Annotated in this window: 23 protein-coding genes and 1 pseudogene; 11 read left to right on the top strand and 13 right to left on the bottom strand. The window is 68.5% G+C overall.

Annotated elements, in window-relative coordinates; all coding sequences use genetic code 11:
* Window positions 1-33 precede the first annotated feature (33 nt).
* The 6 genes from HEB94_RS24500 to HEB94_RS24525 form a co-directional block, all read right to left on the bottom strand.
* Entirely contained in the window at window positions 34-903 is an 870-nt protein-coding gene (locus HEB94_RS24500; protein ID WP_238361614.1) for a PIG-L deacetylase family protein, read from the bottom strand.
* A 59-nt stretch (window positions 904-962) separates the two neighbouring features.
* The gene (locus tag HEB94_RS24505; protein WP_192752064.1) at window positions 963-1,913 is read right to left on the bottom strand and encodes an aldo/keto reductase; all 951 of its coding nucleotides are present in this window, start codon (window positions 1,911-1,913) and stop codon (window positions 963-965) included.
* A 43-nt stretch (window positions 1,914-1,956) separates the two neighbouring features.
* Window positions 1,957-2,730 carry a carbohydrate ABC transporter permease gene (locus tag HEB94_RS24510; RefSeq protein WP_238361615.1) on the bottom strand — a complete coding sequence of 258 codons (774 nt, stop codon included), beginning with the start codon at window positions 2,728-2,730 and terminating at the stop codon, window positions 1,957-1,959.
* Between the two features lie 149 nt (window positions 2,731-2,879).
* The gene (locus HEB94_RS24515; RefSeq protein ID WP_192752066.1) at window positions 2,880-3,902 is read right to left on the bottom strand and encodes a carbohydrate ABC transporter permease; all 1,023 of its coding nucleotides are present in this window, start codon (window positions 3,900-3,902) and stop codon (window positions 2,880-2,882) included.
* 189 nt (window positions 3,903-4,091) lie between these two features.
* Window positions 4,092-4,826 carry an RraA family protein gene (locus HEB94_RS24520; protein ID WP_192752067.1) on the bottom strand — a complete coding sequence of 245 codons (735 nt, stop codon included), beginning with the start codon at window positions 4,824-4,826 and terminating at the stop codon, window positions 4,092-4,094.
* 123 nt (window positions 4,827-4,949) lie between these two features.
* On the bottom strand, window positions 4,950-5,258 hold the full coding sequence (locus tag HEB94_RS24525) for a hypothetical protein (RefSeq protein ID WP_192752068.1): 309 nt from the start codon (window positions 5,256-5,258) through the stop codon (window positions 4,950-4,952).
* On the opposite strand from HEB94_RS24525, the gene HEB94_RS24530 reads away from it, so the two are divergent.
* The 3 genes from HEB94_RS24530 to kaiC all read left to right on the top strand — a co-directional run bounded on the left by HEB94_RS24530 (window position 5,235) and on the right by kaiC (window position 7,882).
* Window positions 5,235-5,912, top strand: a complete 678-nt coding sequence (locus HEB94_RS24530; protein WP_192752069.1) for an RraA family protein — start codon at window positions 5,235-5,237, stop codon at window positions 5,910-5,912. The genes HEB94_RS24525 and HEB94_RS24530 overlap by 24 nt on opposite strands.
* Window positions 5,913-6,068: 156 nt before the next feature.
* Window positions 6,069-6,425 carry a circadian clock KaiB family protein gene (locus tag HEB94_RS24535; RefSeq protein ID WP_202896519.1) on the top strand — a complete coding sequence of 119 codons (357 nt, stop codon included), beginning with the start codon at window positions 6,069-6,071 and terminating at the stop codon, window positions 6,423-6,425.
* Window positions 6,422-7,882, top strand: coding sequence for a circadian clock protein KaiC (kaiC, locus tag HEB94_RS24540; RefSeq protein ID WP_192752070.1), 1,461 nt, complete (start codon window positions 6,422-6,424; stop codon window positions 7,880-7,882). Before HEB94_RS24535 ends, kaiC begins: the two co-directional genes overlap by 4 nt.
* Window positions 7,883-7,970: 88 nt before the next feature.
* On the opposite strand, the gene HEB94_RS24545 is transcribed toward kaiC, so the two are convergent.
* The gene (locus HEB94_RS24545) at window positions 7,971-8,810 is read right to left on the bottom strand and encodes an ABC transporter permease (protein WP_192752071.1); all 840 of its coding nucleotides are present in this window, start codon (window positions 8,808-8,810) and stop codon (window positions 7,971-7,973) included.
* Entirely contained in the window at window positions 8,807-9,808 is a 1,002-nt protein-coding gene (locus HEB94_RS24550; protein ID WP_192752072.1) for an ATP-binding cassette domain-containing protein, read from the bottom strand. The genes HEB94_RS24545 and HEB94_RS24550 overlap by 4 nt, the downstream gene beginning before the upstream one ends.
* A gap of 186 nt (window positions 9,809-9,994) precedes the next feature.
* Between HEB94_RS24550 and HEB94_RS24555 the strand changes: the two genes are divergently transcribed.
* The 5 genes and pseudogenes from HEB94_RS24555 to HEB94_RS24575 all read left to right on the top strand — a co-directional run bounded on the left by HEB94_RS24555 (window position 9,995) and on the right by HEB94_RS24575 (window position 15,494).
* Window positions 9,995-10,888 carry a phosphotriesterase family protein gene (locus HEB94_RS24555; protein WP_192752073.1) on the top strand — a complete coding sequence of 298 codons (894 nt, stop codon included), beginning with the start codon at window positions 9,995-9,997 and terminating at the stop codon, window positions 10,886-10,888.
* A 97-nt stretch (window positions 10,889-10,985) separates the two neighbouring features.
* The gene (locus tag HEB94_RS24560; RefSeq protein WP_192752074.1) at window positions 10,986-11,582 is read left to right on the top strand and encodes a helix-turn-helix domain-containing protein; all 597 of its coding nucleotides are present in this window, start codon (window positions 10,986-10,988) and stop codon (window positions 11,580-11,582) included.
* Between the two features lie 180 nt (window positions 11,583-11,762).
* Entirely contained in the window at window positions 11,763-12,995 is a 1,233-nt protein-coding gene (locus HEB94_RS24565; protein WP_337917968.1) for an asparaginase, read from the top strand.
* Window positions 12,996-13,642: 647 nt separating this feature from the next.
* Window positions 13,643-13,765 (top strand): annotated as a pseudogene (locus HEB94_RS50995) (IS607 family transposase); the annotation flags it as partial.
* Between the two features lie 67 nt (window positions 13,766-13,832).
* Complete coding sequence (locus HEB94_RS24575; protein WP_192752075.1) at window positions 13,833-15,494, top strand: transposase; 1,662 nt, start codon at window positions 13,833-13,835, stop codon at window positions 15,492-15,494.
* Here HEB94_RS24575 and HEB94_RS24580 read toward each other — a convergent pair.
* A complete protein-coding gene (locus HEB94_RS24580) occupies window positions 15,491-15,808 on the bottom strand; it encodes a hypothetical protein (RefSeq protein ID WP_192752076.1) in 318 nt (105 codons plus the stop codon). The two genes, HEB94_RS24575 and HEB94_RS24580, sit on opposite strands and share 4 nt — an antisense overlap.
* Window positions 15,809-17,106: 1,298 nt before the next feature.
* Between HEB94_RS24580 and HEB94_RS24585 the strand changes: the two genes are divergently transcribed.
* The 3 genes from HEB94_RS24585 to HEB94_RS24595 all read left to right on the top strand — a co-directional run bounded on the left by HEB94_RS24585 (window position 17,107) and on the right by HEB94_RS24595 (window position 19,249).
* On the top strand, window positions 17,107-17,640 hold the full coding sequence (locus HEB94_RS24585) for an NHL repeat-containing protein (RefSeq protein WP_192752077.1): 534 nt from the start codon (window positions 17,107-17,109) through the stop codon (window positions 17,638-17,640).
* A 37-nt stretch (window positions 17,641-17,677) separates the two neighbouring features.
* On the top strand, window positions 17,678-18,436 hold the full coding sequence (locus HEB94_RS24590) for a GNAT family N-acetyltransferase (RefSeq protein ID WP_192752078.1): 759 nt from the start codon (window positions 17,678-17,680) through the stop codon (window positions 18,434-18,436).
* Between the two features lie 102 nt (window positions 18,437-18,538).
* Window positions 18,539-19,249 carry a phosphotransferase gene (locus tag HEB94_RS24595; protein WP_192752079.1) on the top strand — a complete coding sequence of 237 codons (711 nt, stop codon included), beginning with the start codon at window positions 18,539-18,541 and terminating at the stop codon, window positions 19,247-19,249.
* Between the two features lie 37 nt (window positions 19,250-19,286).
* On the opposite strand, the gene HEB94_RS24600 is transcribed toward HEB94_RS24595, so the two are convergent.
* The 4 genes from HEB94_RS24600 to HEB94_RS24615 all read right to left on the bottom strand — a co-directional run bounded on the left by HEB94_RS24600 (window position 19,287) and on the right by HEB94_RS24615 (window position 22,215).
* The gene (locus HEB94_RS24600; protein WP_192752080.1) at window positions 19,287-19,961 is read right to left on the bottom strand and encodes a hypothetical protein; all 675 of its coding nucleotides are present in this window, start codon (window positions 19,959-19,961) and stop codon (window positions 19,287-19,289) included.
* Window positions 19,962-20,011: 50 nt separating this feature from the next.
* Window positions 20,012-20,308: a MoaD/ThiS family protein gene (locus tag HEB94_RS24605; RefSeq protein ID WP_192752081.1), complete on the bottom strand. Its 297-nt coding sequence runs from the start codon at window positions 20,306-20,308 to the stop codon at window positions 20,012-20,014.
* Window positions 20,305-21,420 (bottom strand): WD40/YVTN/BNR-like repeat-containing protein, encoded by a 1,116-nt coding sequence (locus tag HEB94_RS24610; protein WP_192752082.1) that lies wholly within the window; start codon window positions 21,418-21,420, stop codon window positions 20,305-20,307. Before HEB94_RS24610 ends, HEB94_RS24605 begins: the two co-directional genes overlap by 4 nt.
* Window positions 21,421-21,588: 168 nt before the next feature.
* The gene (locus HEB94_RS24615) at window positions 21,589-22,215 is read right to left on the bottom strand and encodes a DUF2461 family protein (protein WP_192752083.1); all 627 of its coding nucleotides are present in this window, start codon (window positions 22,213-22,215) and stop codon (window positions 21,589-21,591) included.
* Between the last annotated feature and the right edge of the window lie 12 nt (window positions 22,216-22,227).

Raw genomic sequence — 22,227 nt, forward strand, 5'->3', positions numbered from 1 at the left:
ACAACAACCCCAACAAAACAGGGGCATCCAGGATCATCCGGCAACGTCAGGCGTCGTGGTCGACTCCTGCCCGCTTGGTGCCGTCCGGCCTGCGATGGTGCTCATGGAGACCTCGCTGAACCACTCCCGGCCGAGCAGGAGTCCGAAGAGTGGCACCGGCAGGCGAACGAGAACGCGCGTGACGGAGGCGATCCTGCCGTTGCCGTTCACCTCCGAAAGATGTGCCGCGAGTGCGGCACGTTTCTGCCGGGCGAAGCGACGCACGTTCAGACGGTGGGTGATGGCCGAGGCGGGGCTGTAGGTGGCGTCGAACGCATTGTCGTCGAACCGGAACGGGATGCGCAGCAGGCGGATCAGGCGTACGAGCCGCTGGACGGTGTCGCGGGGCATGGTCGCCTCCAGCACCCGCCGGACTCCCGCGAGTTCGGCGGCACGCCTGCCGACCTGGTGCACCCGAACGTGGTCGGGGTGTCCGTAGCCGCCGTTGGGGTCGTAGCTGAGCAGGAGGTCGGCGTTCTCCGCACGCAGGAGTGCGGCGAGCCGTTCGGCGGCCTCCTCGGGGTCGGCGCGGGTGAAACGTGCCCGGTCCGGCGGGTCCGGATAGAGAATCGGGCCGTGGCCACTGTCGGCGTATCCCAGATGTTCGACGCGGTGGACGCCCAGGATGGCCGCGCTGGCACGTAGCTCCCGAAGTCGCGGGGCTCCCTGCGGCGGGACTGCCCCCATGACTCCGTCGCAGGCGACCACGACCACCACTCGGTGGCCCTCGGCCGCGGCTTGGGCGAGAGTCCCGCCCGTCAGGATCACCTCGTCGTCGGGATGTGCGTGAAATGCCACCAGGGTCGCCATCACCACATTGTCGACCACCAACCGACGTACGGGGTCAGGGTCTCTCCGTTCCATGGCATCGAAGGTCCGGCACCGAAGGAGTGAACCCCACCGGTGCGAGGCTCACCCCGTTTTCAGCGGTTGTAGTGGGGCGCGATGCCGCTGAGTTGGTCCCAGACCAGGTCGCACGCACGCAGCGTGTCGTCGTCCAACGCCGGACCCTGGAGCGCCGCGAGGTTGCTCCGAAGCTGCTCGGCACTGGACGCCCCGACCAGGATCGCGTCGGTGAGTGGTCGGTCACGCAGCCACCGGAACGAGAGTTCGAGCAGGGTGAGGCCCGTCGCCCGAGCGATCACCCGCAGCCGCTCCACCGCCTCGAACTGCGTGTCGTTCCAGTAGCGCGAGCGGTACATCTCCTTGCTGAAACGGGTGCCGGCCTCGGGCGTGGACCATGGGCGGTGCTTGCCGCTCAGCAAGCCACCGGCGAGCGGGTTGTAGGCGATGTCGAACATCCGCAGATGTGCGGAGCAGGCGGCGTACTCGACCTCGACCCGACGTGCGAGCAGGTTGTACATGATCTGGCTGACGTCGACCGATGGCCATGCGTGCGCGTGAGCCACGTGGTGCAGCTCCGTGACCTGCCAGGCGGCGAAGTTCGACTGGCCGAGTGCGCGTACCTTCCCCGACGCGACGAGTTCGGCCGCGGCTTCCAGACTTTCCGCGATCGGCGTTTCCCGGTCCGGTCGGTGGAAGTAGTAGAGGTCGAGATAGTCGGTGCCGAGCCGGCGCAGGGTGTCCTCGACCGCCCGGATGATCGCCTTCCGGCCAAGGCCGACGACGGTGGTGTCCTCCTGGCCGACGGTGCTGCCGACCTTGGAGGAGAGCAGGATGTCGTCGCGGAACGGCCTGACGACGCGGCCGAGGATCTCCTCCGACGCACCCGCGTTGTAGTTGTTCGAGGTGTCGAACATTCGAACGCCGCCCTCGCGGGCCAGGCCGACCATGCGCTCGGCCTCGGCCACGTCGACCTGCGAGCCGAACGTCATCGCGCCGAGGACAACCGGCCCGATCTCCAGATCCCGCATCGCGATCCTCTCCACACCTTGCTGGCGACCTCGCTCCGGTTGGTCACTTCAGTCCCGTCGTCGCGATGCCCCGCACCAGCAGGCGTTGCGACGCGAGGAAGAATCCGAAGATCGGACCGAGTGAGGCGAGGGACATGGCGAACATCGGGCCGTACGACGACCGGCCCTCGGTGTCGAGGAATGATCGTAACCCGAGCGGCACGGTGAAATGCTCCGAACCGGTGAGGTAGATCAAGGGCGAGAAGAAGTCGTTCCAGGTCCAGATGAAGGTGAAGACCGCCGTGGTCGCGAGCGCGGGCGTCAACAACGGCAGAATGATCCGGACGAAGATCTGGAAGAAGCCGGCGCCGTCGATCTCGGCGGCCTCGTCGAGTTCGCGCGGGAGACCGCGGATGAACTGCACCATCAAGAAGATGAAGAACGCGTCGGTGGCAAGGAACTTCGGGACGATCAACGGGTAGAAGGTGTTGATCCAGCCGAGGTTCAGGAACGTGATGTACTGCGGGATCACCTGCACGTGGTAGGGCAGCATGATCGTCGACAGCATCACGAAGAACAGCACGTTCTTGAACCTGAAGTCCAGCCGGGCGAAGGCGTAGGCGGCGAGCGAACACGACACCAGGTTTCCGACGATCGAGCCGATCGCGATCACGAACGAGTTGAAGAAGAGCGTCCCGAACGTCACGTCGCTGAACGCGTACCACCCGTCGACGTAGTTCTCCCACCGAAACGTGGTCGGCCACAGGCCCTGGCCGCCGAAGATCTCGTTCGCGGGCTTCAGCGAAGCGCTCACGAGCCACACCAGCGGATAGATCATCGCGAGCAGGACGACGATCAACCCAGCGTGGGCCGCGAGGCGCCGAGCCCTGGTGCGCGGCGCGCCGGGCTGGGGTCGTGCACGTCGAGGCTCTCCACGCCGAGGGCCCCCACGGGCCGGGGCGGGCGTCCGGATCGCGGCCAACGTCCTCATCTCCCGTCGTAGTAGAAGACCCAGCGGCCGGAGGTCGCGAAGATCAGGCCGGTACAAAAGGCGATGGCACCGAGCAGTGCCCACGCCATCGCCGAGGCGTAACCCATCTGGAAGCTCGTGAAGCCCTGCTGGTAGAGGTACAGCGTGTAGAAGAGGGTCGAGTCGGCCGGACCGCCCGTCCCGTTGCTGACGACGTAGGACGGTGTGAACGCCTGGAACGACGAGATCATGTTGAGGATCCCGTTGAACAGGATGATCGGTGTCAGCAGCGGAAGGGTGATGTGCCGGAACCGCTGCCAGGTACCGGCGCCGTCGATGAGTGCCGACTCGTAGAGGTCGGTCGGGATCTGCCGCAGGCCGGCGAGGAAGATGATCATCGCCGATCCGAACGTCCACACGTGCAGGGCGATCAGCGTAGAGAGGGCTGAGTCCGGATCGCCGATCCAGCTTCGCCCCTCGATGCCGAAGACGCCGAGGAAGGCGTTCACCAGGCCGTCCGCGCCGAACACCTGCCGCCACAGGATCGCGATGGCGACGCTGGACCCCATCAGCGAGGGCAGGTAGTAGAGCGATCGGTACAACGACAGGAACCGAAGGCCGCGGTTGAGCACCACGGCCAGCGTCAGCGCGAACGTCAACACCAGGGGAACGGAGATCACGACGTAGGTCAGCGTGACACGCACCGACTGCCAGTAACGCGGGTCCTCGGTGAACATCTCCCGGTAGTTCTCGAAACCGATCCAGCGCGGCGTCTCGGTGACGTTGAACTCTGTGAAGGACAGGTAGAGCGACGCGAGCATCGGGCCGATCGTGATGAACAGCAGCCCGGCGAACCACGGCAGCAGGAAGAGGTACGCCGCGCGCTGCTCCCGTCTCGCCCGCAGGCTTCGTGGTCGGTGCCGGTCCCCACCGACGTCGCCGCGACCGACCCGGCCGCCGCGGCCGCGGCGTCGTGTGCTCGCCACCGGCGGGCGGACGGCCGTGGTCGACCCGGCCGTCTGCTGGAGTGGTGCGCCCATGAGTGGACCTCCGCCTGCGTACGTCGTGGATGACAGCGGTGGTGCCGAAGTGCAGGAATGCCGAGGTGTCGAGGTGCCGGAATGCAGACCGCGTACGCCTCGGGTCGACGCGCTCGAGACGCCCATGGTCGCCGGGCGACGGCGTTTCCGCGGGACGTCGTCCGGCGACCATCTGGCCCTGAGCGTCGGTCAGGTCGTGACGGTCCAGTCCTCTTCGAGGCCGACCTGGCCATAGAGGGCCCGCCGCTTCTCCTTGTCGCGGGTCGCGTGCCGCCACGCGTGCGTGGCGACGTCCTCGGCCTTGGCCGCCGGAACGACGACCACGCCGTCCCCGTCGGCTACCACCACGTCGCCGGGATGGACCACGGCACCGCCACAGTTGATCGTGACCTGGGTGGCGTCGAGTTCGATCCGGCCGGGGCGGATGGTTCGCGAGATGTAGCGGCTGTAGACGGGCGTCTGCTGCTTGATCAGCTCGTCGGTGTCGCGGGCGCCGCCATTGGTGACCGCGCCGACGGCGCCGTGGGCGATCCAGGACAGCGCGTTGTTGGAGCCGATGAAGCCCACGCTGCCGAGTTCGAAGCCGTCGATGACGATGAGGTCACCCGGCTGGATCTGGTCCCGGATCGGCCCCTGGGCGTACTGGCCGTACCAGTCCGACATCCACTCGTAGAACTCCTCCGGTGTCTGTGCCGGGACGGGTCGCTGGGTAGGAACGAAGCGGACCGTGTGAGCGACGCCGTAGATCCGGTGCTTGAAGTTCTCCGTGTCACGCCACAGGGGTCGGATGTCGCGGGACATCTGCCCCATGTCCTCCAACCCGACGGCGTCCATGCCGTCGCAGACATCGGTGACTCGCAGCCCCTGGTAGCTTTCCAGGCCGCTTCGTACGTCGGTCCGTTTGTCGACTTCCACGTCGGTCATCTGCTCAAGCCCCTCACATCTGTCGGAACGGCGATTCGGTGGGAACCGCGACTCGGTTGGAGCCGGGAATCGGTGGGAACGGCGAATCGGGTCGGTGACCACGAACCCGTGGGGAACCGCAGGTCACTCGATGGCGTCCTTCGCGGCGGCGAGGAACTGGTCCGCCGCCCGGTCCACGTCCATCCGGCCGAACGCGAGCTCGTCGCAGGAGCGGCCCAGCGCGGCGTGCTGCTCCCGGGCGAGGTGGAGGAGACCGCGCGCCGGAGCGCCGAGCGCGACGGCGTCCTCCTCGCCGACACCGTCGTACGCGATCTCGAAGCCCTCTCCCGTGAGCTCGGGGATCCCGCGGCTCTTCCGGCGGTGGTCCTCCCCAGCCCATCCAACGATGCCTGCTGAAGGAGCGAGCCCATGCCCGTCCCCTGTGTCGTCCACCCCGCCAGCCCTGCTCCGGCGCCGGAGCTGCTCTCCCGCCTCGCCGCCCTTTCGACGTCCCTGGTCTCCGACGTGTTCGGCCGCTGGGCCGGGGCGCCGGGCATCATGCCGGTCACCGGTCTCGCTCCGGGCCAGGTCGTGGTGGGTCCGGCCCTGACCGTTCGTACCCGCCCTGGCGACAACCTGGTCGTCCACAAGGCCGTCGATCTCGCCGTCCCCGGCGAGGTCCTGGTCGTGGCGGCCGGCGGCGCCAACGACCGCGCGATCCTCGGTGGCCTGCTCGGCGCTCACGCTGCCCGTCGCGGTCTCGTCGGACTGGTCGTCGACGGCGCCGTTCGCGACCTGACCGAACTCCGGGAGGCCGCGCCCCCGACCTTCGCGACCGGGGTCTGCCACCTCGGTCCCTACAAGGACGGACCCGGTGAGATCCGCGGTCCGGTGTCGATCGCCGGGCTCGCCGTCCATGACGGCGACCTGGTGATGGCCGACGAGGACGGCGTGGCCGTCATTCCGCGCGCGCTCGCCGACGAGGTGACCGCGGCCGCGGAGAAGAAGGCGCACAGCGAACAGCAGGAACGGGCCGCCATCGACGCCGGCACGTGGGACCGCGGCTGGCTCGAGGAGGCGTTGGAGATCCAGACCCCCGGAGCCTGAGCGCGGATGGTGTTACGTCGCGCGGGTTGCGGGTAGCTCTTCGCCCATGGGGGAATCCTGGTCGGCGCCCCGCGTCGGCGTGGCGTTCGGCAGGGAGTGCCACTGGCTTCTCCCGGACGGGCGTCGAGACCGGTCTTGCGCGACGGTAGGTGAAACGTGTCGACCAACACAGGCGAGGACAGGGGACCGGAGGTGACCCTGCCGCCCCTGCCCTCGTTCTCACTGCGACTCTTCGTCTCGGGTGACACCGAGCTCTCCGTCGCCGCCGAGACGCGGCTGCGATCCCTCTGCGAGAGCAGGCTTCCTGGCGGCTACCAGCTGGAGGTCATCGACGTCTCCGAGCACCCCGACCTCGCCGACGAGGACCAGATCGTGGTGATCCCGACCGTGGTTCGGCTGGCGCCCATTCCGCAGCGTCGCGTGATGGGCGACCTCTCCGACGACGTGCGTACCGCCGCGGCTCTCGGTCTCCCCGACCCGGACCAGGTCGTCTTCGGAAGGGGCCGGGAGTGACCGAGCGGGACCTCATCGACAAGGTCCCCACCGGCATCACCGGCTTCGACCCGGTCGCTCTCGGCGGGCTGCCGGCCGGACGAAGCACCCTGGTGGTCGGAAGTACGGGCAGCGGGAAGACGGTGTTCGCCGTCGAGTACCTCGCCCGCGGCATCTCCCGGTTCCAGCAGCCCGGCGTGTTCGTGACGTTCGAGGAGAGGCCATCCGCCGTCCGAAGGAACGCCGAGTCGCTGGGCTTCCCGATCGCCCAGTGGGAGAACGCGCACACCTGGGCCTTCGTCGACGTCTCCGAGCGCGCCGAGGACGAGGCTGTCACGGTCGGCGTCTACAACTTCGCGGCCCTGGTGGCCCGGATCGAGAGTGCCGTCCGAAGGATCGGAGCCACCCGGGTCGTGCTGGACTCGATCGGTGCCGTCTTCGCCCGCTATCCCGACATCGGGACCATCCGCACCGAACTCGTCCGGCTCTCCGCCGCCCTCGACCGGATGGGTGTCACGACGGTGATCACCTCCGAGCGGCGGGAGAATCAGGACGGGCTGTCCAAGCTGGGGGTGGAGGAGTTCGTCCTCGACAACGTGGTCGTCCTGCGCAACGTCCTGCACCAGGAACGGCGCCGGCGGACCGTGGAGGTGGTGAAGTTCCGCGGGGCGCCTCACCGCTGCGGTGAGTGGCTGTTCACGATCGCGGAGGAGGAGGGGATGGTCGTCATCCCCCTCGCCTTCCTCGAACACCGCGAGCGGGCGTCAGGGTTGCGCGTCTCCTCCGGCAACGAGGGACTGGACGCGATGTGCGGCGGCGGCTTCTACCGGGACTCGATCATCCTGGTCACCGGACCCACCGGCGCCGGCAAGACGCTGCTCAGTCTCGGGTTCGCCGACGCGGCCTTCCGGGCCGGTCAACGCTGTCTCTTCTACTCCTTCGACGAGACCCGCCAGCAACTCGCCCGCAGTGCCAAGGGTTGGGGCTTCGACCTCGACGTCATGGAGGACGCCGGCCTGTTGCGCGTGGAGGCGGAGTACGCCGAGGTGGCCTCCCTCGAGGATCACTTCCTGAAGATGAGAAGGGCGATCGCCGAGTGGAAGCCTCAGCGAATGGTCGTCGACACGGTGTCGGCGCTGGAACGGATGGGCCCGACCCGTTCCCTGCTGGACTTCATGATCGCGCTCGGAACGCTGCTGCGCCAGCATGAGATCACCAGCCTGCTGACCTCGATACCCACCCGTGGAGGGGAGGTCCGCACGCCACAGGTCGCACTCGAACTCACCGGCCTCACCGACGTGACGATCATGCTGCGCGACCTCGAGGGGCCGGGTGAGATCCGCCGCGCTGTGTCGGTCCTCCAGATGCGGGGCTCCGCGCACGACTCCGCCATTCGCAGGGTTCGCATCGACGAACGGGGCATGCACATCGGCGAACCCCTGCCCGAGCTCTCCCGCATCTTCGTACCCGGAACGTAGGCACCAACGCGGTGCCGCGCGCGGCCGGCACGGGTCCGCTCCGGCGGACCGGAGCGGACCTTCGCGGGTGGGCGCGCGGGTGCGTCGCTCAGTCGGCGCTGCACAGCATCGCGCGGATGCCGACCGTGAGGCCGACCGCGGCGGTGGCGAGGGCCGCGACCCATCCCCACAGCACGGCCGAGGACGTGAGGTCACCCGCGAACAGCGCCCGCTCGGCGTCGACGACGTAGGCGAGCGGATCGAACCGCGCGGCGATCCGCATCCACTCCGGTCCTGTGTCGAGCGGGAGCAGCATGCCCGAAAGGATCATCAGCGGAAAGAGCAACGTCTGTTGGACGACCCAGAACATCCAGTCCTGCTTGCGAACCGCGATCGCGAGCGCGTAGCTCAGGGAGCCGAGCCCGACGCCGAACACCGCCAGCATGGCCAGGCCGAGCAGACCGCCGACCGGATGGAGCTGGAAGCCGAACGGCGTCATCACGGCGACGATGATGACGGCCTGCCCGGCCAGCGGCACCATCTCCTTCAGCGAACGCCCGACCAACAGCGACGGTCGGGACAGGGGAGTGACGAGCATCCGCTCGTGCGCACCGGTCTGGAGTTCATAGAGCAGGTTCGAGCCCGTGGTCGACGTGCCGAAGAGCGCCGTCATCACCAGGATCGAGGGGACGAACCACTGCCACACGTCGCCTCCGAGCGCGCCGTCGGCCTGCCCGCCGAGTGAGCCGACGAGCAGCGGACCGAACAGGGCGAGGAACACCAGCGGCTGGATCATGCCGAACAGCAGCGAGAACGGGTCGTGGAGTACGGGCCGAAGCTCACGCACCATGACGATGGCCGTGTCCCGGAGCAGCCCGCGCGGGGCGTCCTCGGGCTGCGGCGGGCGGGTCGGGGGAGGCGTCCGCGTCTTCGTGGCGAGGGTGTTCATGCCGCGTCCTTCCGCGTGGGGCCTGCGTTGCCGTTCGGTCCGGCTTCTGCTTCGCGCAGGCTGCGACCGGTGAGATTGAGGAAGACGTCATCGAGCGTCGGACGGTGGACCTGCGCGGTGGCCACCGGTACGCCGGCGTCCCTCGCCGCTGCGAGCAACTCCGGCAGCGCGCGCGGACCGTCGGCCACCCGGATTTCGACCTGGCTGCCCTCGGCGTCGACCTCGCGGACGCCGCTCAGCCGCTCGGCGAGCGTGGCGAGGCGGCGGGTGTCGTCGGGTGCGTCGGTCGTCGCCACGATCCGGTCGCCGGCGAGCTTCGACTTGAGCGCTTCGCCCGTGTCGTCGGCGATGATCTCGCCGTGGTCCACCACGACGACGCGGGCGGCCATCGAGTCCGCCTCGTCGAGGTAGTGGGTCGTCAACACGATCGTCATGGCGTACCTCTCGCGCATCCGCAGGATGTGTTCCCAGAGGTTCGCGCGGTTGTGCGGGTCGAGCCCGGTGGACGGCTCGTCCAGGAAGAGCAGGGACGGTGCGTGCACGAGTCCCATCGCGACGTCGAGGCGCCGTCGCTGCCCGCCGGACAGGTCGGACACCTTGCGGCCGGCGAGTTCGGTGAGGTCGAGCGCCTCGAGTAGTTCGTCCGCGCGCTGTCCGGCGGCACGCCGCCGCAGGCCGTAGATCAGGCCCTGACAGTGGAGCTCGTCGCGCGCCCGCTGCGCGTGGCCGGCGCCGTTGCCCTGGCCGACGTAGCCGATCCGTCGGCGTACCTGTGCCGGTTCGGCCACCACGTCGTGACCGGCGACCGTCGCACTGCCTGACGTCGGTGCGATCAGGGTCGTGAGCATGCGCATCGTGGTCGTCTTGCCGGCGCCGTTCGGGCCGAGCACGGCCACCAGTTCGCCGGGTTCGATCTCCAGACTGAGGCCTCTGACCGCGTGCACGGTCTGGCGCTTGCTCACCACGAAGTCCTTGGTGAGCGATCGGGCGCGAATCACGGGACGCCTCCCCACATGGGATCGGGTTCTTGGATTGCGAACGGGACCGACCATTCCAGGGACAGCGGCCAGTTTCTGTCCCCAATCGGGGGCGTCCGCGATTCGCCGACGCGAAATCCGAGGCCGGCGGGTGAGAGGCGGAGAAACGATCACTCCAGGCGGTCCGGCTCCGCTACCGTGCCCACCATGACCGCCCCGGAGCACCTCGCGACCTCAGCCGTCGTCATCGAGGACAGCGTCCTCGTCCACGAGCACGTCCTCGTCGACTTCGGAGGCGTCCTGCGCCCTGGCAGCTACGACGCCGAGGACGTCTTCGCGGCGGCGAGGCCGAAGCTCGAGGAGGCATACGCGCTCGGCTGCCGGCGGCTGCTGGAGTGCACGCCCCACCACCTCGGCCGGGACCCGTGGCTGCTCGCCCGGCTCGCCGACGCGACCGGGGTGGAGATCTGGACCAACACGGGGATCTACGGCGCAGCATCCCGGGTCGGCGTGCCGGCCTACGCGCGAGAACTCTCCGCGGAGGACCTCGCCAGGCGCTTCGTCGACGAGCACACCAACGGGATCGACGGCGTACGTCCGAGGTTCGTCAAGACGGCCGTCCGGGACGGAAAGCTGGAGGACCTCGACCGCAAGCTCGTCCGGGCCGCGGCGCTCGCCGCCCGGGAGACCGGCCTCACAGTCGCGTCCCACACGACCGCCGGCATCGCCGCGGTCGAGCAACTCGCCATCTTCGACGAGGTGGGCGTTCCGACGAGCCAGTTCGTCTGGGTGCACGCTCACGCCGAGGAGGACCCCGCCTACCACGAGCAGGTGGCGCGGGCGGGAGCGTGGGTGGAGTTCGACGGGCTCCGGCCTGGCGAGACGGAGTGGCAGCGCACCTGTGTGGAGCGGCTCGCGGCGGCCGGGTTGCTGGGCCGCACGCTGATCGCCAACGACAGCGGCTGGTACCACGTGGGCGAGCCGGACGGCGGGGAGTTCCTCGGCTACGACTTCGTTTACACCGACCTGCTCCCGACGCTCGACCCCGCGTGGCACCGCACCCTCATGGTCGACAACCCGCTCGCGGCGTTCGGTCGCTGAGGCGGCTCGCGGGGGCCGGGAGCGTCGCGTCGTCCACCACGAAACATGTGCACAATTTTCTTTGCACAATTTCTTGTGCATCGCTAGGGTGGCACTCGTGCCCGACCAACCCATCCGTGAGCTCGGCGACCTCCGTGCACTGAAGGTCCTCGCGCACCCGCTGCGCAACCAGGTCTTCGAACACCTCCGGTTGCACGGCCCCGCGACGTCGGCGTCCCTCGCCCGGGATCTGGACGTCAACACCGGCGCGACCAGCTACGCCTTGCGGATGCTGGCGAGCCACGGATTCGTCGAGGAGGTCCCGGAGCGCGGCCGCGGTCGGGAACGTTGGTGGCAGGCCGTACGCCGCGACTACCGACTGCCCCCGCCCGGCCAACGTGACCCCGCGCAACGCGCGATGGTCGACGAGATGCAGCGACTTGGGCTCGCCGCCGACCTCGACATGCTCGCGGCCTTCCAGCAGCAGCGTCCCGCGATGGGGGAGTGGGCCGACGCGACCCCGTTCTCCCGTTCGTCGATCCGGGTGACACTCGCCGAGCTCGAGGAGTTCTTCGAGGAGTACCTCGCGTTGGTGCGCCGCTACATGCGCACCGACGAGGAGGCCCCGGAGGGCTCCCGGACGGTGGTCACCCGACTGCTCGCGTTCCCCGCCCCGGACACCGAGGGGGACGGGGACGAGCCACCGTCGGGATAGGGCTCGGCTTCCCCGGCTCTGACCCGATCAGGGCTCGCCCCAGGGAATCGCTCCAGGGAATCGCCCCTGGCCCTGGGTCGCCGAGCAGCCACTCGACGACCCAGGTACGGAAAACACGCACGACCACGCCTCTTCCGGCGTGCCTTCGATCGTCCGTATCTCCGAAAGGACAGTAATACCGTGCTCTCCACATGGACGCTCCGGTCGCGGCGAGTGAGCGTCATGCTCCTGCTCGCGATGGCGATCCTCACTGGTGTGGTCGCCTCCGACGCGGCGGCGACCACCACCCAGGTGCCCGAGGGTGCCACCGCGGGCGCCGCGCCCCACGTCGCGACCGCAGTCGCGCCAGGGCTGACAGGGAAAGGCGTTCCGGCTCCGGCCGCCGCTCCGCGGTCTCGGAAGCCGAAGGTTGTCGTCATCGGAACCGGCGGCACCATCGCCGGCGTCTCCGACTCGCGGGTGAGCTTCCAGACCTACAAGTCCGGGCAGCTCCCGATCGGCAAGCTCCTCGACGACCTGGGTCCGGAGTTCAAGGATGTCGCCGACGTCAAGGGCGTCGACTTCGGTACGACGGACTCCGCGTCGTACACCATGAAGGACTACTACGACCTGAGCCGCGCGGTCGACCAGCAGCTCGCGAAGGCTGACGCGGTTGTCGTCTCGACGGGTACGACGACGATGGAGGAGCTCGGCTACTGGCTGGACCTCACGGTCCGCAGCGACAAGCCGGTGGTCCTCACCGGTGCGATACGGCCATGGACCGTGATCAGCAGCGACGGGCCGGCGAACCTCTACAACGCCGTCATGCTGGCGGCGAGCGGCCGGACCGGGTGCTTCGGTTCGGTGCTCCTGCTCAACGACCAGATCCTCCCCGCCCGCGACGCGACGAAGAGCAACACGACCCGGCTGGACACCTTCACGGCACCTGAACTCGGGCTGCTCGGCGTGGTGGACGAGACCAGGATCCGGCTCGAGCGCGCACCGGCCCGAGTGCAGAAGTGCGGGAAGGAGGCATGGCGGACGCCGTTCGACCTGGCCAGGATCGATCGCGCCAAACTTCCGCGGGTCGAGGTCGTCTACACCTACCAGGAGGCCGGCGGCGAAGCGATCACGGCGTACGCCAATGCGGGTGTCAAGGGGATCGTCGTCGCCGGAGCGCCGTCGCCGCAGCAGGTCACCGCGGCCATGGAGGTCGCGAAGCGCGGAACGGTGCTCGCCGGGGCGAACCGGAACAACGCGGGTGCGACCTACACCGACGCGCCATGGGTCCTGCCCGCCGGTGATCTGCCGCCGCAGAAGGCCCGGCTGCTGCTGATGCTCGCGCTCGCCAGCAGTAACGATCCCGCGCGGATCCAGTCGTGGTTCGCGGAGTACGGAGACCCGGAGTTCGACGTGGCTGCTGCCCAGCACTGAACGTCCATCCGTATCCGGACGCCGCCCGCTCCGCGACTGCTCCGTGGGTTGACACGCCGAACGCGGCGAACTTACGGTCCCACCCATAAGTGCGGAAGATGCTGCCGTCGAAGGTCGCCAACGGAACGTCGTCGTCGTACGTCGTCGAAGCAACGAGGACGGGTGGTCTGCCTTGCGAAGGCACCGGGTTCTCGCGTCGACTCTCGCCTGCGTGTCCGTAGCGGCGGCGCTCCTCAGTACCGGACCCGTAGCGTCCGCTGCCGGCTCGGACACTGCTGGCGTGGGCGCTGCCGGTGCGGATCCCGGCGACCTGCTGATCGCCAACCACAGCTTCGAGTCCGGGCCAGCGAGTGGATTCTGGGCGAAGCCGGCGGGCCTGTTCCCAGACCGAGCGAGGCATGTTCGCGGGCTGTCTCCGTCTCCACCGAGCAGCACGTGACCGGAACCGCCAGCCTCCGGTTGGCGTCCGCGCGTCGGTGTGCGGTCCCCGGCGCACTGTCGGGGGCTGTCCCCGCCCGGCCCGGAGATTCGTACCGCGGCTTTCTCCAGGCCTCTACGGCGCGGGGCGGCACGGTGCGGTCGACTAACTGCTCTCGGATAAGTGTCGGTGAGTGTCTAGTGTCACGAAATTTTGTATGGTTTTGTGTGTGAATCTGACGGGATGGGCACGCGCCCAGGGGATCGCGCCGCGTACCGCGTGCCGCTGGTTCCGTGAGGGCACGTTGCCGGTCCCTGCGGAGCGAGTGGGGCCGCGCACGATCCTGGTGAATATCGACGCTTACGGGTTGGGCTCGGCGAGCAACCGTGCCCGCAGGGCGCTGGAGGCGGCGGCTGCCGATGAGTAAGAAGCAGCTCGCCACCATGAGTAGGAAGCAGTTGCGCACCATCGATGCTGCGTTCGTCGCTCCCGGCCCGTCCGGGGTGGCGATACGCGACCGCCTCAAACACCTCACGGCCGAGGACGAGGAGGTGTTGCGGCTGGTTGGTGAGCATCTGGGCGCTCTGGCGTCGGGGGATCTCAAGGCGCGCTGCGCCGATGGGTTGGACCACAGCGCGGAGGCGTGGGCGGCCCGTAAGCAGGGCCTGACGGCGCAGTCGTCGTCGCGTTGGGCCGGGTCGATCACGAAGGCGTCCCACGATCAGTGGGCGCTGTCGCGGCGCTGCCAACGTGCGCACATCCAGGGTCTGGAGGCCGGTGTGGCCACCCTGGCGCACCGCCTGTCTCAGCCTCTGGGGGAGCGGGGCACCAGCCGGGCACCGGGTGGGTACCGGGGCAAGGGCGAGTGGTTCCACAAGTCCCGCCGCCTGGCGGCCCTGCAGCACCGCCTCGATGTTGCCCGCGCTGAGGCTGAGGCCGGGCGTGTGCACGTCGTGCGTGGTGGCAGGCGCCTGATCAACACCCGTCACCACCTGGACAGGGCCCAGCTCAGCGAGCTCGAGTGGCGTCAGCGGTGGGAGGCGCAGCGCTGGTTCCTGGCCGCTGACGGGGAGTCCGGCAAGCGCTTCGGCAACGAGACGATCCGCGTCAGCCCGGACGGCGAGGTCAGCATCAAGCTGCCCGCCCCGCTCGTCCACTTGGCGAATGCCCGCAACGGTCGTTACGTGCTGGCCTCCGTGGTTGCCTTCACCCACCGGGGCGTGGAGTGGCGCGACCGTATCTTGGTGAACCAGGCCGTGGCCTACCGCATCCACCTGGACGTGGCGCGTGGGCGCTGGTACCTCACCGCGGCGTGGAGGCGGCCGGTGGTCCAGACGATCCCGCTCCAGGCGGCCCGCGCTGCCGGGATGGTCGGGGTGGACACCAACGCCGACCACTTCGCCGCCTACCACCTCGACCCCCACGGCAACCCCGTCGGCGAACCCAGGCGGTTCTTCTACGACCTGTCCGCAACCGCCGACCACCGTGACGCGCAGATCCGGCACGCCATCAGCCGCCTGCTGCACTGGGCCAAACGCTGCGGCGTGGCTGCGATCGGTATCGAGAACCTGGACTTCACCGCCGAGAAGACCCGTGAGAAGCACGGCCGCAAGAAGCGTTTTCGGCAGCTCGTTTCCGGGATCCCTACCGGCAAGCTGAAGGCAAGGCTCGTCAGCATGGCTGCTGCCCAGGATCTGTCGATCGTGGCCGTCGATGCGGCGTACACGTCGATGTGGGGCGAGGAGCACTGGCGCAAGCCGTTGACGAGCAACAAGCGAAAGATGTCCCGACACGATGCCGCTGGTATCGCGATCGGGCGACGCGCCCTCGGGCACCCGGTCCGGCGACGGACGGCACCGCCCCACGACGACCAGAGCGATCGTTGTGGGCATCGGACCGCCCAGGCCGGACCAGAGGCACGAGGGCGTGAGGGAACCCGCCCACCCGTCACGGAGCGTGCACACGATGCACGTTGCCGGCCGGGGACTCAGCGAACGCGGGAGACCAGCGCATCCAACACCGTTCGGGATGCGCGCAGTTCCAGGACGTGGCACCAGATGCCACTCCCGGACACTGCTTAGGAACGGTGTACTGGTAGAGGCGACAGGTCGTCGTAGTTGTAGCTGCCGACGTAGTAGACGCGGCCGTCGCTCGCGGTCGTGGCGTTCCAGGCGCCGGTGGCACCCGGCAGGGCGAGGTTGGCGGTGAGCTCGCCGGTGAACGCGTTGACACCGATCAGGCGGGCGTCGTGTTGCACGTTGCCGGTGAGGACGGCGTAGCCGGTCGGGGTGCCTTCGGCATCGACACCCAACGTCGCGGCGTTGATGGTGGCAGCGCTGATCTGCGCGCCGAGGTTGGTGTCCTGGTCGGACAGCAGCACGTCGTCGACGTACACCGGACCTCCCTCCCTCCCGACCGGACGGCCGCACCTGCAGCGACGCGGTCGTCGTCCCAGCCGGCGCCTCGCCGGTCACCGACAGCAGCACCCATTGGTCACTTCCGGTCGGACCGCTCCTGCCGTTCGGCACCCCCAGCGGAACACCACACGCAACCCCCGGCGCCGCCTCGGTGGTGGACCTCGGCAGCCCGATCGCGGGTGACACGTTCAGTGGAACGTCACCGCCGGACCGGACGGTGCCGTCTTCGGTGGCGGCTACCCGTCTGGTGGAGCGTTCAGGTACACGCCCGATGCGGGGTTCAGCCAGGTCGGCGGCCGCCCGCTGGTCGCTCCCGAGCAGTACGCGCGCAGTCTCGCCTATGACCCGTCCCTCGACATGCTCTACGTCGGCATCGGTGCGCACGCCCACCTGATGGCCTGCCCGGGTGGCGGACCGACGTGCACAGACATCCTTCCCCCGGAGTACGCCGAGGAGGAGTTCGCGTACTCGGTTTCGGCCGGTGCCGGTCACGGGTTCGTCAACCTCTCCCCGTCCGGCGATGGTCATCTCGTTGTCCTGAAGGTCACCAAGCACGCGGACGGATCGGTCAGTGCCGCCACCGTCCGGGACATTCCAACCGTGAAGTACCCCGGTGCGTCGCCCGTCGTCGACGGTTCCGTCTACTACGTGGGCAACAACCGGCTGTCCCGGTACGACATCGCGACCGACACCGCGACCTCGCTCGGGCGCGGCCTCCCCGTCGGCCCGCGGGCATGGGGTGTCGACACCGCCGGTGGCAAGCCTGTCCTGACGACCATGGGCAACAGCTCCAACGGTCCGACAGTTGTGCGGTACGACATCGACGGCGACACGCTCACCTCGGTCAGCGCTGCGGACGCACCCGCGATCCCGACCGATCTCCAGAGCATCCAGACCGGCCCCGACGGCAAGATCTACTCCTCCGGGTTCCGCAGTGGCACGGTCGGCATCTACACGCCGATGCGTTCCGACCTGTCCGTGGGCCAGAACGGCATCTCCCAGGCGGAGGGTTCGACCACCATCGGCGACACGCTCTACTGGGGCACCTCTCCCGGAGCGATCGTCTACGCGTACCGGCCGTCCCAGCCGTGGAAGTCCGGGACGAATCCGAAGGTCGTGTGCTCGTTGACCGCGCAGGACCAGGACCGCCCGTACGGCATGGTGAACGCCGACGGCAAGCTCTACATAGGAACGATGGCCGGGTACGGCAAACTCGAAGGGCGCACTGAGCGTCTACGATCCGGAGACCGGTGGGTGCACCACCTGGAAGAATCCCGTGCCGGAGCAGAGCATCGTCAGCCTCGCCTACCTCGACGGCAAGGTCTACGGCGGAACGTCGATCTGGGGCGGCCTCGGTATCGAACCCACCCAGACCGAGGCCAAGCTGCTCGTCCACGACACGGCGACCGGTGCCAACCAGATCGTCGACCTGCCCACCCGGGGCCTGCGTACCGCCCTCGCGGTGACCGTCGGGCCGGACAACCGGATCTGGATGGTGGCCGAGGACCACATCCTCGTCTACGACCCGAGGCTGGGAAGGTTCGTCGTCGACCAGAAGGTGTTCGATGAGCTGGACATCCCGAGCGATGACCAGGTGGACGCCCACGACGCGATTCTCACCGTCGGCGCAGACAGCATGTTGTACGGCACGATCCACGGCAGCTACCTCTACCGGCTCGACCCGGGCAGCCTGCGGGTCACCATTCTGCGAAGGGGCAACGTGCACCACGTCGTGACCGACGAATACGGAAACCTTTACTACGTCGAGAACGGCTACGAACTCCACCGCCTGCTCGTGGACGACAAATGAAGCGACCGGGACGCCGGCGGCTGACTAGGGTTCGATCATGACGCTGACCATCACGACCGTGGCCGAGCGACCCGAACTCCTGGAACCACTGTGGCAGATGCCCGACAGCTGGCCGGAGTTCGTCCTCAACGACCCGATCGGCTGGGCCTGTTTCGGGCAGATCCCGGTCGTCTTTCCGAGGTTCGCGCTCATCGCCACGAACACCGACGGGGACGTGGTGGCGCGGGCGTTCAGCGTACCGTTCTCCCTGGACGCGCCAGACCGTCAGAAGCTTCCGGCGGCGGGCTGGGACCAGGTGCTGTTGTGGGCGTTCTCGGACCATCGCCGGTCGGTGCGTCCCGACACGGTGAGCGCGATCGACATCACCATCAGGCCCGATCACCACGGCCGGGGTCTGTCCGCCACCCTGGTTGCCGCCATGCGCGAGAACGCCGCGGCCGAGGGCTTCACCGAACTGGTCGCGCCGGTACGGCCCACCGGGAAGAGCGCGCATCCGCACGTGCCGATGACAAAGTATGCGTTCCTCACCCGCCCGGACGGGTTGCCCGTCGACCCGTGGCTGCGTACGCACGTCCGTGCCGGGGGTGTCATCGACTCGGTCGCGCCGACGTCGATGACCGTCGCGGGAACGCTCGACCAGTGGCGGAGTTGGACCGGCCTGGCCTTCGACAAGCCGGGGCCGGTGGAGGTACCCGGCGCACTCACGCCCGTGCACTGCGAGCCCGACCACGACTACGCCGTCAGCGTCGAACCCAACGTGTGGGTTCGCCACAACCTGGCCGGCACGCGAGACTGAGGCCCGCGCGCCCGATTCGTTGAAACCATGCAGTCATGCAGTCATGCAGCCTCAGCGTCACGCTCGAAGCCGCGAAATGTGCGGTGCGAGAATGAGCGGACCATGCGACAGGAACGCTTCGACGGAGCCCGCGAAGGGCGAGAGATCTGTCGGGTGGGCGACACGGTTCGGCGGCCCAGCGGACCATGGACGCCCGCGGTGCATGCACTACTCCGCTACCTGGAGTCGGTTGGCTTCGAGGGTGCGCCGCGTGTGCTGGGGGTTGACGACGAGGGCCGCGAGGTTCTGCGGTTTGTGGCTGGTCAGGACGGCCGGCGGGTTCCAGATCCGTGGGCGTCGCTACGTGCCGTCGGAGAACTGATCCGGCGTTTCCATGACGCGGTGAGAGGGTTCGAGCCGCCGCCGGACGCCCTCTGGCGGCGGCCCGGATCAGACGGGAGCTCGCGAGCCGGACCGACCATCATCTGCCACAACGACCTGGCTCCGTACAACACGATCTACGAAGACAGCCGCCCGACCACCCTTATCGACTGGGATCTCGCCGGGCCCGGATCAGCGCTGACAGATGCCGCGCACGCGGCGTGGTCGTTCGTTCCCCTCTACACCGACGAGGACTGCGCCCGCATCGGCCTACCCGTCGCGGCGCGCGGGCCTCGACTACGCGAGTTCTGCGATGGGTACGGCTTGCAAGATCGCGACGTGTTCCTGGACGCCGTACGAACCCATCTGCGGACCAGCCAGAGCAGCTTCGCTCGACGCAGCATCCCCTTCCTGGAAAAACATAGAGCCGAATGGGAGCAGCATCTGCTGTAACCGCGCCGTAGGGCGACACCTGACGCGGCACGGAATGTCAGGGAGGTGTGGGCAACCAACCGCTTCGCTCGTAGACGTCTTGGTCACCAAGCCAGGCAACGTAGTCCGCGTAGGTACTCGCGACGCCTTGGAAGACCGCCTGGTAGAGCCAGGGACCGTGCGCACGTTGGTCAACGGACATCGCCTCCTCCTTGATACGCAGGATGGTGTCGCGGAGATCGTCGGTCAGGGCCGCGCCGACCGCTCGGGTCAGCGGCGCGGCGATTGGCCCCGGTCGATCGGAGGCGAACAAGCACATGTCGATCGCCCAGGTCTCCTCGGGCGTCAGCTCGTAGTCGACCTTCCAGTACAGGCCACCCTCACCACTGTCGCGCAGGTCGAGGTAGGAGCAACTGCGTACCTTGGGGAGTTCGGCCAGGGCGGCGACAACCTCGAAGCCGTGCCTTACCGCGGGAGCGTCAGCGTAGACATCCAGGTCGATGTCGGGTCGGACGACGAGGCCGAGTGGTACCGACCCGACAAGGACAGGTTCGCCGTAGGGCCGCCAGCGGTCGAGGAGTCTCAACTCCTCGACCACTCCCAGCGCGATCCGACGACGAGCCTCCGCGCGTGCCAGGCGCTTCGTGCGGGCGCTCGTCGCGGCCGGAGGAGTCATCGCGTCCGGTCGGTCGTCCCGAAGCACTGTGCCCGCTCCCTGCCGTAGAGGTGTCACCCACGTGAGTATCAGCTGTTTCGTCGGAGGCGCCGGGTACGAGCGGGGGTCTAACCGCCCGCCATCGCTCCGACCACCCGGAACGGCTCCGCTCCGCTCGCCACATCGTCGGGGAGCGGAGCGTCCGGATCCTCATGCGAGAGATCCTGTTCGCAGGCGAAGAAGCGTACGAAGGGCCGGCGCTTCCCGGTCGCCGGGTTACGCATGGTCCCGCGCAGTGGCGGAAAGCGGGCCTCGAGTGCGTCGATCACCAGCCGGATCGTCGGCTTGCCGGCGATGTCGAGCTCGATCTCGTGGTCGACGCGGGCCAACGTCCGTAGATGCGCGGGGAGCGCGACCCGGATCATGGCAACGTCTGGACTTCGACGGACAGGACGGCCGGGAGGTCGCGAACGATCGGCGCCCAGGTGTCGCCGGAGTCGGCGGACGCGTAGACCTGTCCGCCGGTCGTGCCGAAGTAGACGCCGCACGAGTCGAGCGAGTCGACCGCCATCGCGTCGCGCAGGATGTTGACGTAGCAGTGACTTTGGGGGAGTCCCTTCGTGAGCGGCTCCCACTCGTTGCCGCCGCTCCGGCTGCGGTAGACGCGCAGCTTTCCCTCCGGCGGGTAGTGCTCGGAGTCGCTCTTGATCGGGATGACGTAGACCGTCTCGGGCTCGTGCGCGTGTACCTCGATCGGGAACCCGAAGTCGGAGGGCAGGTTGCCGCTGATCTCGTGCCAGGACTCACCGGCGTCGTCGCTGCGCATGACGTCCCAGTGCTTCTGCATGAACAGCACCTGGGGCCGGGACGGGTGCATGGTGATGCGGTGGACACAGTGGCCGACCTCGGCGTCCGGATCGGGAATGCCGTCGGACACCAACCCGCGGTTGATCGGCTGCCAGGACTTGCCGAGGTCCTCCGTACGGAAGGCGCCGGCGGCCGAGATGGCGATGAAGATCCGCTCCGCTTCGACCGGGTCGAGCAGGATCGTGTGCAGGCACATACCGCCGGCACCCGGCTGCCAGGACGGCCCGGATCCGTGTCCCCGAAGCCCGGGTAGCTCCTGCCAACTCGAGCCGCCGTCCGTCGAGCGGAACAGCGCGGCGTCCTCGACGCCGGCGTAGACCGTGTCGGGGTCGGTGAGGGACGGTTCGAGGTGCCAGACCCGGGCGAACTCCCAGGGGTGTGGGGTGCCGTCGTACCACTGGTGGGTTCCGGGCACGCCGTCGTAGGTGAACTCGTTGCCGACCGGCTCCCACGTCTGCCCGCCGTTGTCGGAACGCTGGATCTGTTGCCCGAACCAGCCGCCGCTCTGCGCGGCGTACAGCCGGTCGGGATCGGCGGGGGAACCCTTGACGTGGTAGATCTCCCAGCCGCCGAAGTGTGGCCCGCTGACCTCCCACTTCTCCCGCTTCCCGTCGGAGGTGAGGACGAACGCACCCTTTCGAGTGCCGACCAGAACCCGTACGCCGCTCATGCGGACTCCTTCATCGACTGGTGACGGTGAGCGCTGGCCGAACCGAGTCCAGCGCCTGATTGGGGGAAACCATAGAGCCCGTACTGCTGCGCGGTCCTCTCCAATCTTGCGCATCTTCGCCCGCGAGCGGGGGAAGGGCGAGAACGACGAGCGCGGACCATGTCGGGTTTACTGCGCGCTGACATGATCGGCGAGCCAGGACAGCAGCGGCCGCAGCTGGGCGGCCGTCGCGACCACCCGCTCGACCGTCTCCGGAGTGTGGATCCAGACGTCGCCGTCGAGGTGCCGGGCGGCGTTGAGTGAACGATGTCGTAGCAGCAGGGCGCGTGGATGATCGGGTGGGTAGCCGCGGGGGACGCGCTTCATGAGGTCGCCGGACACCTCGAACCCCTCCTCCCGGAGGGTCTCCACGACCTCGGTGAGGGCGCGCCCACTCGAGTCGTCGGCGACGGCGGCGCGGAACTTCTCCACCTCCTCCCGGGCGGAGAACGCCCAACCGCCGCTGACATCTAGCCCGTCGAGGTCGAACCGCAACCCGATCTCGAACCTCCCGGGCATCCGGACGACCGCGCACTGGTGCTGCCATCCCCAGGGATGGGTGCCGTAGCCCCAGACGGAGAAGTCCTCGTAGGCGTGGTCGGCGTCGGCGACGTCCTGCAGCAGCGCGACCATCGGCTTCCGGACCAGGTGCTCCCGGTCCTTGCGGTGTTTCTCTCGGACGGCGACCGACGGGTCGCCGTCGAGTTGGAGCAACACGTCGAAGGCGGTCTCGGGCCAGCCGGTGAAGTGTCCCATGGCGCGCATTCT

This window comes from Actinopolymorpha pittospori (genome assembly GCF_014873875.1).
GTDB lineage: Bacteria > Actinomycetota > Actinomycetes > Propionibacteriales > Actinopolymorphaceae > Actinopolymorpha > Actinopolymorpha pittospori.

Bases quoted from the DNA above. Each gene is read 5' to 3' on its own strand.
- HEB94_RS24615 (WP_192752083.1), bottom strand. From the start codon at position 22,215: ATGGGACACTTCACCGGCTGGCCCGAGACCGCCTTCGACGTGTTGCTC.
- HEB94_RS24610 (WP_192752082.1), bottom strand. From the start codon at position 21,420: ATGAGCGGCGTACGGGTTCTGGTCGGCACTCGAAAGGGTGCGTTCGTC.
- HEB94_RS24590 (WP_192752078.1), top strand. From the start codon at position 17,678: ATGACGCTGACCATCACGACCGTGGCCGAGCGACCCGAACTCCTGGAA.
- HEB94_RS24595 (WP_192752079.1), top strand. From the start codon at position 18,539: ATGCGACAGGAACGCTTCGACGGAGCCCGCGAAGGGCGAGAGATCTGT.
- HEB94_RS24500 (WP_238361614.1), bottom strand. From the start codon at position 903: ATGGAACGGAGAGACCCTGACCCCGTACGTCGGTTGGTGGTCGACAAT.
- HEB94_RS24530 (WP_192752069.1), top strand. From the start codon at position 5,235: ATGCCCGTCCCCTGTGTCGTCCACCCCGCCAGCCCTGCTCCGGCGCCG.
- HEB94_RS24505 (WP_192752064.1), bottom strand. From the start codon at position 1,913: ATGCGGGATCTGGAGATCGGGCCGGTTGTCCTCGGCGCGATGACGTTC.
- HEB94_RS24515 (WP_192752066.1), bottom strand. From the start codon at position 3,902: ATGGGCGCACCACTCCAGCAGACGGCCGGGTCGACCACGGCCGTCCGC.
- HEB94_RS24575 (WP_192752075.1), top strand. From the start codon at position 13,833: ATGAGTAAGAAGCAGCTCGCCACCATGAGTAGGAAGCAGTTGCGCACC.
- HEB94_RS24520 (WP_192752067.1), bottom strand. From the start codon at position 4,826: ATGACCGACGTGGAAGTCGACAAACGGACCGACGTACGAAGCGGCCTG.
- HEB94_RS24545 (WP_192752071.1), bottom strand. From the start codon at position 8,810: ATGAACACCCTCGCCACGAAGACGCGGACGCCTCCCCCGACCCGCCCG.
- HEB94_RS24605 (WP_192752081.1), bottom strand. From the start codon at position 20,308: ATGATCCGGGTCGCGCTCCCCGCGCATCTACGGACGTTGGCCCGCGTC.
- HEB94_RS24555 (WP_192752073.1), top strand. From the start codon at position 9,995: ATGACCGCCCCGGAGCACCTCGCGACCTCAGCCGTCGTCATCGAGGAC.
- HEB94_RS24510 (WP_238361615.1), bottom strand. From the start codon at position 2,730: ATGATCTATCCGCTGGTGTGGCTCGTGAGCGCTTCGCTGAAGCCCGCG.